Below are 16,726 nucleotides of genomic sequence, written 5' to 3'. Positions count from 1 at the left end.
CGGTCTCTGATGATCTCCCGTCGCAGTCGGCCCTCACGTCACGGAGATCGGGTGATCTGTGCCCGATGCTTGAGTCGGCCGTCTCCAGTAAATCGCGCGCGGCTACACCAAAGATCCTGCGATGCTTGGCGGTGCGAAAGGCAATGGCCACTCGACCCTGCCGTCCGATTTGCCGCTCTCGCATGGCAAGAAGAATCCCGTTTATGCGGTCATGGTCGAAGGTCCGGACGGCACCAGATTGCAAGCAGAAGCGGAGCTTCGTCTCGACCACTTTCGACCTGGCGGCTACAAACTGATTGCCTATCTCCCTAGACTCGATAAAGCTGATGTGCCCGTGATTAGCAAAGTCTGGAAGGTGTAAGTCGAGCCTCCGTTTCGGGCCGACAGCTGCCATGCTTCACCCCCGATAATTCCCCCTGCCCCCCCCCTTTGTTCCGTTGATGTCCGCCTGCGGCCACATGCGTCCGATCAGCTCCTACGGACAAATGTCAGCCATGGGCTGAACAGCCGTTCTCGCGTCCGTGCGAGTGACCGATGTGATCGACGACGGATATACTTCGATTCACAATGCCGCTCGATGCGGCGACGGCATACCCGCTGGTGCTCGACGCCCCCGGGTTATGCTGGAGCGGCTCCCTTTTCTCAGGTTCGCACCCACTACCCAATCCATATTTATGGCCTCGAAAGCGCCCAAAAATTCGCAGCCATCCGCTGCTACAGCTCCCGCAACGGCACCGGCGGAGGGCGAACGCCGAGCGCTTCGTGGATACGTCGGCCAGTACGAGCGCGCGGGCGCTGCCATCTATGCCGCGCTTGAGCGCGACGAGCTGCTTTGGATTGGCGTCGCTGACCGCAACGCGGGCATTGCGGACGACCTGGTACTAGGATTCGATGGATTGGTGGTCGGTCACCAGTTCAAGACGTCCAAGTTCCCAGGCACTTTCACTGTTGAGACGCTGTTTACTGGTGCCAATGGTCTCTTGAAGCCCCTAGTTCAAGCTTGGCAGTGCCTGTCCAAGGACAACCCAGGAAGTCGCGTCGAGATTCACTTGGTCGTCAACGACTTTCCATCGGTTACCGACAAGCCAGGCGACGGCAGGCTACGGCACAGCGCTGCATTTCTCGAGGAGTTCCAACAGCATCCAAATCGGTCGCTGTCGGATTGGTCCGCGCGAGGATGGAGCCGACTGATCGACCACCTGCGCCGCGAAGCCGGCTTAAATGATGACGACTTCGAACAGTTCATGCATGCCCTGCGCGTGGTGTGCGGAGCTGCAGCGAACTTCATCCAGTCGCACAAGCTGAATGCGGAGCAGGCGAGACAGGCATGCGAGATTGCCAGCGTGCTGCCCAAGCTAGTCGCCGATGAACGCGACAAGGACAGGTGGACGCGTGACGAGCTGCTTCATGAGCTTGGATGGCGCGATCCCGCCAAGACTTTGCTCATCCATCGGTTCCCGGTCGGCGCCTATGTCCAGCGCAATCGGGACACTGAGGTCAAGCTACTAGCAGCGCTTCATGCCTCCAATCACGGCTACGTCTCACTCATAGGACCACCTGGCTCCGGAAAATCCACTCTCCTGCAGGTTGCGCTGGCCACTGAAGCAAGTGTCCGGCTCGTTCGTTACTTAGCGTACGTGCCGGGCGCGGCTCAAGGCGTGGGTCGTGGGGAGGCCGACAACTTCCTGACCGACGTAGGTACGCAGCTGCGGAACAGCGGTTTAGTTGGGCTTCGTCTTCGCGATGACTCGCTATCTGAGCGCCGCGAACAGTTCGGCGTCCTGCTACGGCAGGCTGGTGAGCGCTTCACTCGCGAAGGGATCCGTACAATCATCGTTGTCGACGGGCTAGACCATGTGCCACGCGAAGAACGGCCGACCAATTCGTTTCTGGGAGAGCTGCCTCTTCCCGCGGCAATCCCAAATGGGGTCGTGTTCGTGCTCGGCACGCAACGGTTGGATCTCGCTAATCTGAAGCCCGCCGTAAGAGCGCAAGCGGAGAAGAGCGAGCGACAGGTTCTCATGGGGCCTCTCGGTCGCGAGGAACTCACCTGGATGGCGGATGCGCTAGGCTTGCCTGCCGAGATTCCAAGATTGGATCTCAGCAATCTCACGCATGGCCACCCGCTGGCAACGCGCTACTTGATTCAGGCACTGCTGCACGCTGACGAAGCTGGTCGCAAGCACCTTCTTAGCGGCGGGATGCCGTTCGACGGCGATATTGAGACTGTATATTCAGCTGCTTGGCGCGAGATCGCAAACGATGTCGATGCCATGGATGTGCTGGGCTTCATCGCTCGGGCTGAGGCACCCATGGACCTGCGACTGCTGGCCACGATGGTCAAGGAGTCCTCGATTGAACGCGCCCTGGTCATTGCGCAGCACCTGCTCCGCAGTTCATCCCGGGGATGGAGCGTCTTCCACAACAGCTTTAGGCTGTTCGTCATCGCTCAACCGCGAACCCGCCTCGGGAGCGTCGACGCTGAATACTCGCAGCGCGTATACCGCAACCTTGCCCAGTTGGCGAAGAGCGCGCCACCTGAATCGGCACAGTACTGGCTTGAGCTGCGCTACCGCGCGCGTGCCGGCGACGGTGCCGATGTACTGGCATTGGCGATGCCCGCTCGCTTCAGGCAGCAGCTGGCTGACGGGCGTTCTATCGCCGAGATTCACGCCGACATCCGCCTCGCCCTGCTGGCAGTGCGTGAAACGCACGACGCGACCGCCTTTACACGACTGCTGCTGTGTCGTGACGAAGTGGATCGGCGCAAATCAGCCCTTGAGTACGCCAACCAACTCCCGCTGGCTATGCTGGCGGTGGGGAACATTGAAGCAGCTGTCTCCCTCGTGCAGGACTTCCCCAGCCAGGGCTACGAGGTCGTCGACGCCCTACTAGCGCGAGGCGACTTCGACCGCGCGAAGGAGCTGTTTGAAAGCCTCGAACCACTATCGCAGCTCCATACGCCCAAGTTCAGAAACTACGGGCACCAGCACAACATCAAGGAATTCGAAAGATGGGCAATGCGCGCCGTCCACTTCCGAGACACCGAGCAGATCCAGATAGCGATTGATCATCTCGCCGCAGAGGGTCTAAGGGAGCCGGAAACGGTGGATCCGCAATCTGCCGTAGCGCTGCGGCTGCATCTTAGGAGGGAAGCCGCAAAGGCGATGCTAGGTCAGAAGGTTGGCTCCGATCCTCAAGAACTATGTAGCAAGCTCGGAGTAGCCAACGAAGATAAGCCGTCGGTGATGGTTCACGCAGGGCTTGCGGCCAGTCGACGTGGCGACGTTGGGCAAGCGCTTGCGCTGTTTGATAGTGCCGTCGCTCTTCCCCGGTTCGGGGAGGTACCAAACGGCTACCGTCAACGGATGGCGCTGATCGCATTCGAAGCTGGCCGTCGTGACCTAGCCGAGGCCCTGTTCGACAAGCTGGTCGCACCGATGATCTCCATGTGCGACGACAAGACGGACCTGGCTGGGCTGGGCAATCTGGTCGGCGCAGTGATGCATCACGCGAGGCTTTGCACGCTGCTCAAGAGGCCACTGCCAAGCGTGACACCGTCGAAGCACACCTTCCTTCATCCACTCCAACAGCACGCTTCGACGATAGGTGTGCTTCTAGCTCGCGCTGCCGGCGTCAACGGGTCCTTATCGGCAGGCGGCATCCAAGGCATAGCCCGCACGTCCCTTGGGTATGTCCTACGTCTCGCATCAGAAGGCGGCAGCGAGTCATACCGTATCCAGCAGTCTTTGAAAGCGATCCCCACGCTCGTGCAAGCGCTGCTGAGGCTCGGCGCCGAGCGCGGTGAGACTGAGTATCGCGCGGTACTTCGGGAGGTTGACTCAGCCATCGCTTCATCGGCGTCGAAGGGAACTGCTTACCTGCGACGCAGATTGGCTGTCGATGCATATCGCGTTGACGGTGATCGTGCGGCGGCGGCGGATCGGCTTAATGCCCTCGTGGCGGAGCTTAAAGAAAGTACACCAAGCGAGCAGATCGACGGGCTAGCGAATCTAGCCATCGGGTTGGCTGCGGTCGGGGAGTTAGAGCGGGCGAATCAGTTGCTGGCGACGGTTCCTGAGCAATGCCTTGGCTATGCCTTGGCTCCCAAGAAAGACCCGCAGTACGCGATCTGGCGAAACACTCTAGCTCTCGCGAACGCGGCTGACCCGGAAAACCGTGTCAAGCGGGTCTCAGACCTGATGCGTCAGGTCGGTGGCATGACCAAAACGGAAGGGTCGTCGGCCGCGCGTCGCCTTACCATGGCACTGATTAAGGAAGCGATGCAGGTTGGACCTCGCTTCGGCTTCGAGGTGTCAAAGACACTGGCGGATTGGCATCTAATCGGCTGGCCGAATCGTGTCGACCTGCTCATGACGGGGATGGTCAGGCGAAACCCTGAACTCGTCTTGGCATGCGCGACCGTCTGGTGCGGTCTCTGCCTGCCATTCTATATGGAACCGCACTACCGGGATCCGTCCCATGTTGGTGACTTCATCGACGCCTCCGCGGACGCAGCCGGCCCTGACCAGATTGAACCGCTCGCTCTGATGCTGCTTGGGGCGGTCGAGGTAGCCAGCAGAGCGCACGAGAGAATCACGCTGCTCCAGCGCATTCACAAGGCTTCCGGAAAGCATGGATTCTCGTCGCCTGAGCTCGAAGCCGCCATCGCCCGGTGGACGCCAGAAGCGCCGGAGCCTCGACACTCGTATACGTCTAACAAGTACGCCTCGGAAGCTACTCTCGCGGATCTTGAACTCGCGTTTGAAGCAGATAGCGACGAGCTGAACCACAACGCCCCGGACCGTTTCGAAGAGCTGGCAGACACAGCTCCGATTCATCTGGCGCGAAGGGTCTTTGAGCGCTGGCAGGTATTGCAGGACAACGCACGCTGCCGTTTCCTGATGGTGAAGCGGTTTGCTGCAGCCGATGAGGTCGATTACGCCAAGAAGCTTATGCAAGGCTACGAGACAAGCAACGACCCCTGGAGTTCCTGGAGCCAAGGGATGGGTGGCGGCAAGTTCTTCTACTTTAAGGCGAAGAAGCTTCTGCACGGATCATCCACATGCCCTGCGGCCTTCGAGAACATAGTCGATTCAGTGACAACGGGCCAGGAGAATACCCAGGCACTGCTCACAGAGCTGGATTCGATACTGCCGGTCATCAGCTTGACGCCAGATTGGCCGGCTATCTGGTCGCTGATTGAGGAGCAGATGACCTGCACTCGCGAGTTCCAGTTGGGGCGACCCTTCCAGTCGAGCGAGCTACCACTCAGCGACACGGACCTTTTGGAGGAGTTGCTGCACTTTGCCTATCGACTTCCCATTGCAGAGGTTCAGCGGCACGCGCGCAATTGCGCCCTGAGCTTGGCAAGGCAAGTCGGACAGGGTCAATCTTTGTTCACATCCCTTATCCGGCGACTTATGGACGGTGACTTGGACGCCCCCTTGCAGGCACTCGGAACGCTGCTCGCTGCCGACAGCGCGAACCTCGAGCCCGTATTGGGCCGCGCCGTAGCTGCAATGGTCAGTCACCGTGACATTGCAGTAGCCGAGTCAGCCACGCTCTTGTCGCATCGGTGGGGGCTGGCTGTCTCTTTTGACGCGACGCCACTGCCGCTCTTCTATCTCCTCGAATTCAGTGACCTGCCAGAGAGCGACCAGGCATTCACGGACGAGAGAACTGGTGCAATGCGCGTCGAATCGCCGCTTGGCTGGACTCGTATGTTGCGCTCGACGGCACGTCACATTGCAAAGGCGGCAGACATCGAGGAGATGACAGTTCGCCGTCGCGCGGCGATGTTCATCCAGGATTGGGGTGGACTTGAGGCCTTCGGGCCCTCTGGTGTCAAAGAGCTTGAGGCTCAGCTTCGTGTCCTTGATATGCAGATCACTTACATGAAGCCACACGCCTACATCGCCATTGCTGCCCTTCGCCACGTCGCAGGGGAGCTGCGCCTGGCCGGCAAGTTGGAGAGCCGGGACAGTCCGATGCTGTTGGAGAGATTGGGCTACCCGCTTCCGCCTCGGCCATTGATGCTCCCGCGAGTTCGTCCCGAGTGGATTCGAAGGCCGCTGATTGACCGAAGTGCCGGTTGGTCCGAGCGAGAGCAGAAGTGGATTGACGAGGTTGACGGCGATGTTGCCCCTTTCCTGGCGCACTGCGACGGCCAAGTCGTGGCCGAGGTGTCTCGCTTCCATATCCACAAGGCACGACTGTCAGAGCACCGCTTCTACCGCTTTAGAGCACCTTGGGCAGAGACTGATAGTGAAGAGTTCGACGATTGTTACGCCAAGCTGCCCATCGCTGTTTGGCTAGGCCAGTACGTCCCACTCGACAATGATCTGGCACCAACGCTGGTAAGGCGAGTTGTCTGCTCCGTGGACATGGGCTTTGACACAGCGGCCAATCCGTTTGCATTATGCCCAAACTGGGTTGAGGGGCTTCGCTGGCGCGCTCATGACGAGACACCGAGCGTATTCTTCGATGCGAGCGGAACGGTGGTCGCAGAGCTTCACTGGTGGCGTGACGCTGGCCCGGTTGGAATCGATGCGGATTCTCTGTGGGGCGAGGGTTGCTACCTCGTTGTGACGCCGGCTGGCCTGGAACAACTCACCGCCGCTTATGGGAAAGAGTCCTTAGCCGTTAATGTGTTCGCAAGCAGGCATATAGAGCAGCCGAGTAATTGCGGGCAAACTCTCCTAAGAACGGCGAAGGGCGGATACTCGGTCTAAGGCCATCCATACTCCGCTTCGATCCTAGACGCTAAACTACAGGCTGTTATCGCTGACGCAGCCCTTCTGGCGTAAGAACTGGAACGACCGCTATGCGTCGGAAGCAGCCATTGCCCTACCACGATAGACACCCCGAATCCATGTTTGGCCTTGAGCCTGCTTCGGTCCATCGCTGTTGGAGCCAAGGCTGAACCTAAAGCCCATCCTTCCTGGGCGCATCGGATAAATCGGGAGAGACTTCAATATCTTCTAGCCGGTCACTCCCAGGATTCGCGCGGAGCCTGGAAAAGAGGCAGAGTCGAATCTTGGCGCTAGTCGAAGTGACACCATTGGTCCAGATCTCTCCTAGATCTTTGAGCGCAGCCTGCACCCACGCTGCCCCGCTGCCCGTTGAGGTAGCCGGCCTGCATACGCCCACGGCCCAGCAGATCCGACTGGGCCATGTTAGGCGTCACAACCTGGAGCGGCTCACCTGGCGATGCCAGCTGGCCCCATATCGGCTGGACCACGCAAAGCGCCGTCTGTCACCACAGGGATACGCCGAAGAACAGCGTTCATCCGGCGGTTCTTCGGCGACCTGCTACCAAGGACTTACTGGGTCCCAAGCTGCTTGAGTGACAGTCCCGCCTGAGTTGCCGCCCTGTTGCTGTTCGGCCACAGCTGATTGTGCCCGCGTAGAACCAATCAGTGTGCACAGGGTCCTTTCATCTATGTACATCGAATTCACAATGAGCCAACAGGACCGAGTATCTATGCGGGGCGCAACACCAAGATGACTAGCCGGCTCCATCTCACCCATACGCATCATTCAAAGCGCTGTTCCCGTCGACTGTGATCTTCCGCCTCCCTCTGTCGCTCTCTTCGCACTGTGAGCTCGATCCGTTCAAGCCTCTCCGCCACAAGATTCCTAACTTCGGCCAATGGATGCTCCAGCAGCTCAGCAAAAGCTTTGGCCCGAATTTCTATGATGTCAGCCAACGAGCTAGACCAACTCATGGGCTGGATTCCGGCAAACATCACATCGACGATGCATTGCTTGTCCACTGCGGCTTCCAGCAAGCCTTTGATGGACGCACTGAGGACAACGCGTTTGGGATGTTCTAGTGGTATATCGGTTGCCTCTACAGTTGAGTAGGCGCAGGTCGCTGCGGCAACACCCACGATCCGATCTTGATCACCTCGACACCAGGTAATCAACCGATCCACCGGCATACTATTGAGTGACGGCGAAGCACCTCCGAAACGACACTTGAAAACGCGATCAATCAAACGACGCTCCCTATCGTCGCCCGTGAAGATCTCTCCAAGGACAATCTCCGGGAAGTTGCGGAATAGCGTTGTCATGAGGACTTCGAAATCAGAGCTGCGAATTCTAAGATCATCCAACCCTTCGCAAAGCAACCTCACGATCTCCTCGACTTCCTGTTCTGGAGCAGACTCAGATAGGCACTGCTGGGCGATCCGCTTGGTCCCTCGGATGCGATTCAATTCAGTCTGTCCGCGCTTCCCCCCGAGTAGAGCGCGAATGGCGTCGCGCCCTGTCGAAAGGAGATCTTCACTCGGCACGTAGTTTCCGCCCCTCCCCGCGAAGAATCGCATTTCTAGCACACTAAGCGTGGTGTAGAAGCCATCATGGCGCTGGTTCAATATGGTGAACAGTTCCGCGAGCTCGCTGTCGGTAAGGGACTCGTGCATGCGGCCATAGGCAAGCTGTCCAAACCGCCACGCTTCGAACTCTTCCCCTCGAGCCAACTCAATCAGCATATTGAACCCCCATGGGCCAATCTTGATGGCGCTGAGCAGGTAGATGAAGAAGGTCCGCAACAAGGGATGATCTAGCACCCGCTCCAACATCACCATGGCCAAGCGGGGGTCGATATCGTTTGCAGCGCTGATATAGCCTTGAAGCACCTGTGGATTGAGCTTCGCAGGCGCCTGCAGTTGCACCAGGCTCAAAAGACGCTCATAAGTGGCAATTAGGTCGACGCTGCCTTGCGCCAGCCCAATGCCGAAAGGATGCAGTGCATCGAACTCGCCCGACCAAAGCCCTGGACCCAATCGCTCTAAGCAACCTAGCTCTGCTGCGGCCATCTCACCAAGAGAGATGACCTTCTCTTTGATCATCTCGTCACTGAAGGCTACTTGCCCCCCCCTACTCTCGATGTGATCCCAAGTATTGGACAGCACATAGGCCTCGATCTCAGAATAGAGGTCGGATGGTGCCGCAACGCGCGAAAGTGACTCCAGCCGAGCCAGTAGATCAGGATGAGCTGAGTCGCCATCGAAGCCAAGCGTCTTCTTTACCGAGACCCACATCTGCGGCCATTCCCCTTTCGAAGCATGACTTCTGACTATCTCCTCGAGATCATCAAAACAGCCCGCAAACGTCCATAGTTCCCGGAAATGACCTGCCAGAAGTGAGCGCGCCCAGTCGCGAAGAGTCAAGTCATCACATGTCAGCACCGGTCGCAGCAAGTTCAAGAAGCCGATATACCACTCGAGCTCTTCGGCACGCGTTCGCGGCTGCCAGCCAGCATCACGTCTACGTGCACCGAAGTCGAACGCAGAGAAAGACGTCCAGTGCGTCGCTTCGAACGCAGCATGGAACAGCTCGGCTGCGATCTCGCGATGCCTCTCGGTGCCCGACTCGAGTAGCTTGCTGACAAACGCACACCGCCGTTCTGGTCGCGCCAGCGTACCTGACAGGTGCAACGAGAACAGATGCCGCATCTGTCCAACTATGCTGTCCCTGTTCTCACCTGACTTCTCGCCCTCGGAGAACTTCAGCATGACCGTCGCAGCACGATCAAACTTATCGTCGTCGTAAGCTAGCTGGTGCAGCAGGCGCACGAACAACCTGAAGTTTCGGTTCTCGCGCGAGGCAAAGCCTGGCTTGGTTGCGGCGTTCTCGATCAGCTGCAGCACGGTCTCCGGGAATACCGGCGCTATGTATAGCAATGCAGACAGCGTGCCTTCGTTACACGATCCAATATCATGCAGCGGTCCGCCGGGGCTCACCCAACTATTTGCCATCCGAACCGCAGGCTCGAAATCGTGCAGGTATCCCAGTCGATGCGCACATGAGACGAAAAGTCGGAGGTTCTCTGGCTTTAGCAGCTCGGCATTGATTGCATCGACAGGGATGTTCTCCAGCGCACGCTTCGCCAAACGATTGGCAAGTGCATGAGGAAGAACTGCTCTCCACTCACCACGACTCTGCGCGAGCTGACGACGCATCAACTCAGCCTGAGCCCGATGCAGACCACGACGATCGAGGCCAACGATGGCACTTAGGACGCCAAGCTCATCATTGAACTCGGACGAGGAGACATTGAAGGAATAGACGAGCGATAGCGCTTCAGCGCATTCCAGAAGTTCATTGGACGCTCCTTTTCGTTGACTGAACAACCTATGGAAAAGGTCCTCGTCGGAGAAGTTTGTCAACGTCTCATCTGCATCTACCCGGCTGGCCAGCGCGATCGCGATGCGCGAATTGCCGCCGGAAAATTCGGCGATTTTGCCCGCGTTCAACTTCCCGATGTCTGGGTGCCGCCGCTGGATCAGCATCGAGACCGTCTCCTCGCTGCACGGCTCGAGGTGGATCACTTCGGTTTCCTCAGGACGATCGTCCGAGATGTCGTACTCGATTGTCAGAAGGCTGAGCATCGCGCTACTTGCGGAGACCTGCTTCTGCAACTGCCGATGCACGTCTGGCGGGCAGTTGTCCAGCACCAATTGAACCGCATGATCGTTAGCAACGATGTATGAAACTAGCTCGGATGCCGTCGGTGTCAAGTTCTCACCCAGGTCGGCGTAGATTGCGCTAGCTGGTGACAAGGCCTCCTCACCAACGTTCGCCTCAAACAGGGCCTGCGCGAATCGCGTCTTCCCCACTCCGGAGAGGCCGGTGATGCGCACCGCACTACCGCGGCGGCGCAACCGTTCTCGAGCTAGATGTATACCCTCAGAAACAGGCATAGGAGTCTTTGCGCTCGAGTTCGCGTCAATCACGCAGGGGTGGTCATCAACAAGGAATGCGTCGTTCTGGGCTGGGGGAGTAGCTGCCCACCTCCCGAAAGGCCTCCAGCCGGACAAGGGGCGGCCGAGGCGCGCACGAACCCACAGCGCAACGCTTGGATGCCGCCGTAGCCAAGTCGCCAATCGATCTCGACCATAAAAGTCAACGCGCAGAGACGCTTTTCCAGGAAGGGTCTCCGCGACCGCCTCCATCGCCCGCACTCGACTCGCCAACATGCTGTCTGAACAATCGTCCTTGCCACTAACGATAATGTAGGCACCATTTCGATCGGCAAGATCTGCAAGTACGAGCTTTGGGGTGCCACCCTCCAACATCTCGTCCCTGCATGCCGCCGCACCCATAGCATGCTTCTTGACCTGGAAACCGCAGATCCCACGAGGAACAAAGCCGTCGTTGGACGGCAAGTCCATAGCCTCAATACGGACATCCAAACCGCCATCAGGTGCCTCCTGCGCACCTCCCCACATAACGCTCTTCGGCCGACGCCCCTGCTGGATTACCTCCGCTTCGCAAAGACGGGCAACCAATTCACGCAGATCGCCAGCACTGAGCGCTGTGATATCTACAGCATCAAGTTCAAAAAATCTCATGATTCCCTTCCCGCAATGATCGGGGCACGCGCATCAAGGCATTAAAGACGGCGCAAAGCAATTTGTCGCCTAGGTCAGACTGCCCAGAATTCTAGGAGCCTGGAAACTGTGGAAGGAGAACCTCCTGCTCCAGCGTCCCCGGATGCGTTTCCACATGAATGGCCAAGTCATTCCACCCGATGGATCGACAAGTTCGAGATATTGCGCTAGACACCGATTCAGCCGTTGGCTTGAGAGCGTAACCGAGACCAATGAGCTCCCTGGGATCCATCAACCACGGCTTCAGGGTGAACCCCGCCTCGGCGGCAGATCCTGCGATGACGGCGCCAATTCTCATCCCCCCCTCATCCAAGTCGCCGAAATGAAACGCCTGAGTTGTCTGGCAAGGAAGTGATTTCAAGATCAGCATGTAGACCTGTCTCCAGGATGGGGACGGCATACCACCGGTATAGAGCAGCACGAGGCCGACTTGATCAGATGCAGCTTCAGCAAACTCATGGAATGTCTGTCGATTCTCTATGGTGAGAACACGCCAACTCAACACGGCTGGATTCGGCACGAATCCAGTGATGTGGGCAGGAGCGAAGCCGAGATATGGATGAACCACTCCCACCACCGTAGTCGACGTAACAACCGTAAGCGGACCTGAGATCAGTACGGGCAATGGTTCCTTGTGCAGGCCTATGGCCGAGAAGACCTCGCTACTATCAAGTCCAGATGGTGCAATAGAGTTGAACCAAAGCAAATCGATCCATTTCACGATGCCCTCCACTCGCTTGCTGTCACCAAACATCATGGCCGAAACCCGGCGCAACAGTTCGTCCCTGACGACACCTCGCCTTGCTGAAATGAGTCTGATTGCATCCAGTATTTGCGCTACAGAAGCATCGGTAGCCTCTTGCCCGCGAACCTTATGGCCCAGCGACCAGCGCTCAATGACCTCGGTCAGTACGGGGAAAAGGCCGGTGTGAGTGTCCAGCATGGAACGGGCCTCTGATACGGAATCACGACGAAGTCGTGCGCCCAAGAAGTTCGCCAGCTTTGCGAGGTTCAGTACGGCAACGCCCGCAACATCTAGAGGCGGCTGCACCATCACCTTGGCCTTGATTTCGATGGCTCCAGAGCGCTCAGCCAGTTCAAGTTCGGAACGAAACGCTCTTGCATCCTCGATGCTGCGCAGGCTGAAGAACTCTGGGCATGATGACTCCGTCAGCCTGAGAGCTATTCGCTCATCCTTGCCACGACTCACTGCATTCTGGGAGCGATTGAAAATTGACGTAAGGAAGGCCCGGGCTATAGTCATGCAACGACCCCTTCCCCATGGGGCATTCGACTTGCTTCAACACGCTTGAGCTCCTCCTCGAAAAGCTCGGGATGCTTGCGCCAGTTATCGGAATCCAGAATTACATGACCATCGTCATCAATGCGTACGTGTTTGATGGAGATAAGATCGTCGTCACGGTACATCTCGATGTAGGTATCCACCGATTCGTTGATCTTACCCAAGGCATCGTCCGGTGCCGCGACGATGGGCTGAAGGCCCAATGCCTTCAGGTACTCAAAGACGGCACGGGTATTCACTGAGTCAATCTTGTCACCCAACTCATCGAAAATTATCAGCGACATGCCGCCTTGATCACCGCGCAACTTTCCCAATGCGCGCGCCATCGACGCTGCAGCAACGATGAAAAGAGGCGCGCGGTGCTCGCCCCCGGAACCCTTGTCCATGCGCTTTGAGAAGTCGGTCACCGTCACACCATTGCTGCGAACGTCAATCTCGAAGTTGAAGAAATTGCGATAGTCCTCCAGAAGCCTGTTGGCCTCTGCATCCTTTCCCTCAAGCATCGCCCTGAACTCAGGAGGAGCATCCACCTGTCCAGAGAAGATATCCCCCTCCGGTCCCGCACCAGCCACCTTCAGTATGAATTTGTACAGCGACTCATGATCTTTATTGAGATTGGTGACGAAGTGATACTTCTCGTTGTTCGAGAATGGCGGCAAGCGCTCCATCGTACTGTTCAGCTCATTGAGCGTGCTGCGCATGCTGGCGAAGTGGTCGCTCAGGCGGGCGGCGATCTGCACCTTGAACGTTTGCTCTGCCGCTTCTGCAGCTTCCGCGGAAAGCACTTGGTAGTGATGGAGCTCGGATTCCTCTAGCCGTTGCTTCTCCTGAGCCATCGTCTCGCACATGGCACCCAAGTCGCCCACCGCGATATCCATCTGCGGATCGAATTGGTTTGCGTATGTAGACATGTCACTTGCCAAGGCCTGCACCTGGGAAGACAGCTGATTGCCACTTCTAACCGTAGCGTCACTAATCTTCGCCACAATCGTATGCAGCGATAGGCCGGAACCATCAAACTCATCGCGTTTTGTTTCGAACCACTCATCACCCACGTATTCATTGCGGCGACTGAGAGCCGCCTTTGAGCAGATTCCGTTGGTTCTATCCGCAAGCTCGTCTAGCCGTCTCTGTGCTTGCCGGAAAGCCTCACCATGAGTTCCGACGTCTCTGCTGCTTTCTTCCAGCTTCGACTGTGCTGCCAGGGCAGCTCGCCTTGCCTCTGTGATGAGCAGCTGACGAGCAAGGAGATCAGGTGCGCTTGCGATCTCTTGCATCGCCGCCTTTGCATCAAGCGCGGATTGCTCCTGAATGTGCGAGTTCAGCCATCTTTCAATGTCCTGGATACGTCCTTCAAGTCCCACCAACTTCTCAAGGGCTTCAACCAACTGGCGCGACCGGTTCGCCTCCTGCTCGCATTCGGCTGCGTTCTGCCCCAAAGTGCTGCGCTGCTGCCGAAGCACCGCCAGGCGATGGCTCGCATCTTGGCGTCCCAACACCAGTTCCGTTGCAGACAAGGGGCGTCGACGGCCGAAATCAGCACGTCCAGCCTGCTCGCCAGTACGGGTGAAGCCCTCTGGGCTATCCGTGGTGACGCGCTCCAATCGCTCCAGCCGGCCGAGTCGAAGACGGATATAGTCCACCGCCACTTGATTGTCACCCGCGATCAGGTGCGCGAGACCCATTGGCGGAACCACACCCATATCCGCCTTCGACTTCACCGGGTTCACCAACAGTACTGAATCCGGCTTTGTATCCCACGGAATCTTGTTGAAAACGGACAAGGCATCCTCAAACTTGCCGCTACGGACAACCAGGGCAGTGCGCGAACGACCAAGGAATCCCTCGATTACGGGTGCCCAGTCGGCATCTGTGACTGTAACCAAATCGCAGACGGGCGTGCACAGAAGTCCTTTGTCTCCAAGTATGTTCACAACTGCTTGGACGGCCGGCGGGAGTTCCGCTTTGCCTTCCTGGATGCGTTTGATCTGCTCGTTAGCGATCCTAAGTTCATTTCCAAGCTTGGACAGCCTCTGCTCGTCATGGTCTAGCTGACGCCGTGCCGACTGGATGATCGGAGCAACCCGCATGCTGGACTCGCGCAATGCTGCCGAGGCCTGCGAAACGTCAAGCACAAGCGCATCGGATACGGATGTACTGGAAACCGCATCAAGAAGCTCAACCCACGGCATCGCCAGATGCTGCCAGCCTCCGAGATCGGGTTTCACGCGGTTGGCCTTCTCGAAGCCCGCCACCACCTCGCGAATGGCCTGGGCCACGTTGGTTTTGATAGGTCTAAGTGATCTCTCTCGTTCGCTGGCCAGGTCACGGGCGGCACTGATCGCCGGATCTGCTGCTGATTGAAGCTCTAGTTCGATGTACACGCCGTTGAGTCGATCATGCTCCGCCTTGGCGCTGTCGACTGCATTCTGCGCTGCCTGATGCCTGTCCCGCGCTTCATGCAGCGTAGTTTGTGCCGCATCAACAGCATCCATGTGTTGTTCACGCTCATAGTCATCCAACAGCGCCCTATAGGTCGCTGCGTGCATCCGAGTCTGAGTAGCCTTATGACCGGCTGCGATCAAGCTTTTGACGTTCTCAAGCCTGTCCAGTGTTTCCAGAACCTTGGCTTGAAGCGAGCGCAGATTGTCGAGCTGGGAGCGGAAGTTCTTGAGCTCGATAGGATAGGCATCGACAATGTAATTTCGAACAAAGCTGCTGGTGTCAGGAACTTTCTGCAGATTAAGCGCATTCTTCATCGCTCGCCGAAAAGCTCTCGGGTCGATGCTGCCCCCTCCTTTGGGGCGCAAGGCGAACAACATTGCTTCAACCTGCTTCTCCGCCGACGGAGGCACTGCGAGCCTACCATTCACGCGACTGACTGCGTCCTCCATCAGCTTATTGAACGTTCCCCAGGCCAACGGCAAAAGTTCCGCCTCGGCGTTCGCTTCAAGATGATCATCTAACGCGAGCGCAACCCCTTGGACCACATAGCGCCCGTAGACGTGCAGCTTTGGGTCGCCCACTGACGCGCCCAGGGCCAGGCCAACCGAAACCGGCGGCAATTCGCCCTCAGTGTCGCGAAACACCATGGTCAAATAGGACGTCGCATTCTCACGAATATGCTCGTCACCGCGATAGTAGCCGAGGCAGTATTCGCGCACTGAACGCCCTCGAGTGCCTGATACCCCCCCTGACTGCGCATTGAGATCGATTTGATTCTGATCCCCTCCGTACAAGACGATCTGCATCGCATCCAGAATCGCAGATTTTCCAGATCCGTTAGGCGCCACAATGCCTGTTGCAGGGCTAAAGCTCAGGGTTTCGGCACGGAATAGGAAAAACTGTACCAAGTGAAATTTCTCAAGCAGATACATCGCCATCCTCCGTGACTTCATTCATTGCGTCGAAAGTAGCCGCATCCCCCTCACCTGCCACTTCCTTACGGAAGGATTCCAGATGGCTCAAGTATTCCTTCCGCAGCAGATCTCCGATCGCGGGATGGATGCGAACCTTCGCGAGCTGATTCCGTACATCGTCCTTGTCCTCAAAGGCAGCAATCCCCCAGCGCTTGAACTTGGTCATCAAAGAGCGGAAGTCCCCAGGCGAGGGAAAGTCCCTGCCCGTTTCCTTCTCGTAGTGCTCTTGCAAGTCAGGCAAATCGACGAAAGTTTCGCCATTTGGCTCTTCGCGCCCCTCGAAACGGACGCGATGATGAACGCCGGCGAGCACCAACAGCAGCAGGGTTTCGTCCTTGCTGGCTCGCTGTTGGGTCAGTACGTGCACGGGCCGCGCCACGATGTACTGGTAGTTGGTGTCGTGCAACAGCTCGATGCCAAGGGGACGAACTGCCTGCTCAAAGTCATTGATATTTCGGCTGACAATGCCGTAATCCTTCCGGGTCGCCCGGTCAGAGGCGGACAAGACCTGATGGGTTACTAGCCGATAGGCCGCCTGCTCGTAGTCCTGCTCTTCGTACATAGTGTCGCGGCTAAGCGCCTTTTCCCAGTGGCGTGCCATG

The 16,726-nt window shown here is 57.7% G+C and carries 6 protein-coding genes; 2 read left to right on the top strand and 4 right to left on the bottom strand.

The window, feature by feature from the left end; all coding sequences use genetic code 11:
* The first annotated feature begins 121 nt into the window (after positions 1–121).
* Both ACZK4Z_RS11030 and ACZK4Z_RS11025 read left to right on the top strand, forming a co-directional pair.
* A complete protein-coding gene (locus ACZK4Z_RS11030; protein ID WP_146027648.1) occupies positions 122–361 on the top strand; it encodes a hypothetical protein in 240 nt (79 codons plus the stop codon).
* Positions 362–674: 313 nt separating this feature from the next.
* Entirely contained in the window at positions 675–6,734 is a 6,060-nt protein-coding gene (locus ACZK4Z_RS11025) for a DEAD/DEAH box helicase family protein (RefSeq protein ID WP_026070503.1), read from the top strand.
* A gap of 804 nt (positions 6,735–7,538) precedes the next feature.
* On the opposite strand, the gene ACZK4Z_RS11020 is transcribed toward ACZK4Z_RS11025, so the two are convergent.
* From ACZK4Z_RS11020 to ACZK4Z_RS11005, 4 genes are all read right to left on the bottom strand, one after another.
* Positions 7,539–11,363 (bottom strand): hypothetical protein, encoded by a 3,825-nt coding sequence (locus tag ACZK4Z_RS11020; RefSeq protein ID WP_051008550.1) that lies wholly within the window; start codon positions 11,361–11,363, stop codon positions 7,539–7,541.
* Between the two features lie 91 nt (positions 11,364–11,454).
* On the bottom strand, positions 11,455–12,666 hold the full coding sequence (locus tag ACZK4Z_RS11015) for a Wadjet anti-phage system protein JetD domain-containing protein (protein ID WP_017354465.1): 1,212 nt from the start codon (positions 12,664–12,666) through the stop codon (positions 11,455–11,457).
* Complete coding sequence (locus ACZK4Z_RS11010) at positions 12,663–16,082, bottom strand: SbcC/MukB-like Walker B domain-containing protein (RefSeq protein ID WP_158704768.1); 3,420 nt, start codon at positions 16,080–16,082, stop codon at positions 12,663–12,665. The genes ACZK4Z_RS11015 and ACZK4Z_RS11010 overlap by 4 nt, the downstream gene beginning before the upstream one ends.
* Positions 16,069–16,725: a DUF4194 domain-containing protein gene (locus tag ACZK4Z_RS11005; RefSeq protein WP_017354467.1), complete on the bottom strand. Its 657-nt coding sequence runs from the start codon at positions 16,723–16,725 to the stop codon at positions 16,069–16,071. Before ACZK4Z_RS11005 ends, ACZK4Z_RS11010 begins: the two co-directional genes overlap by 14 nt.
* Position 16,726 lies beyond the last annotated feature (1 nt).

The organism is Stenotrophomonas sp. 71799_Sma, assembly GCF_056482505.1.
This window is presented reverse-complemented; position numbering and strand designations above follow the sequence as displayed.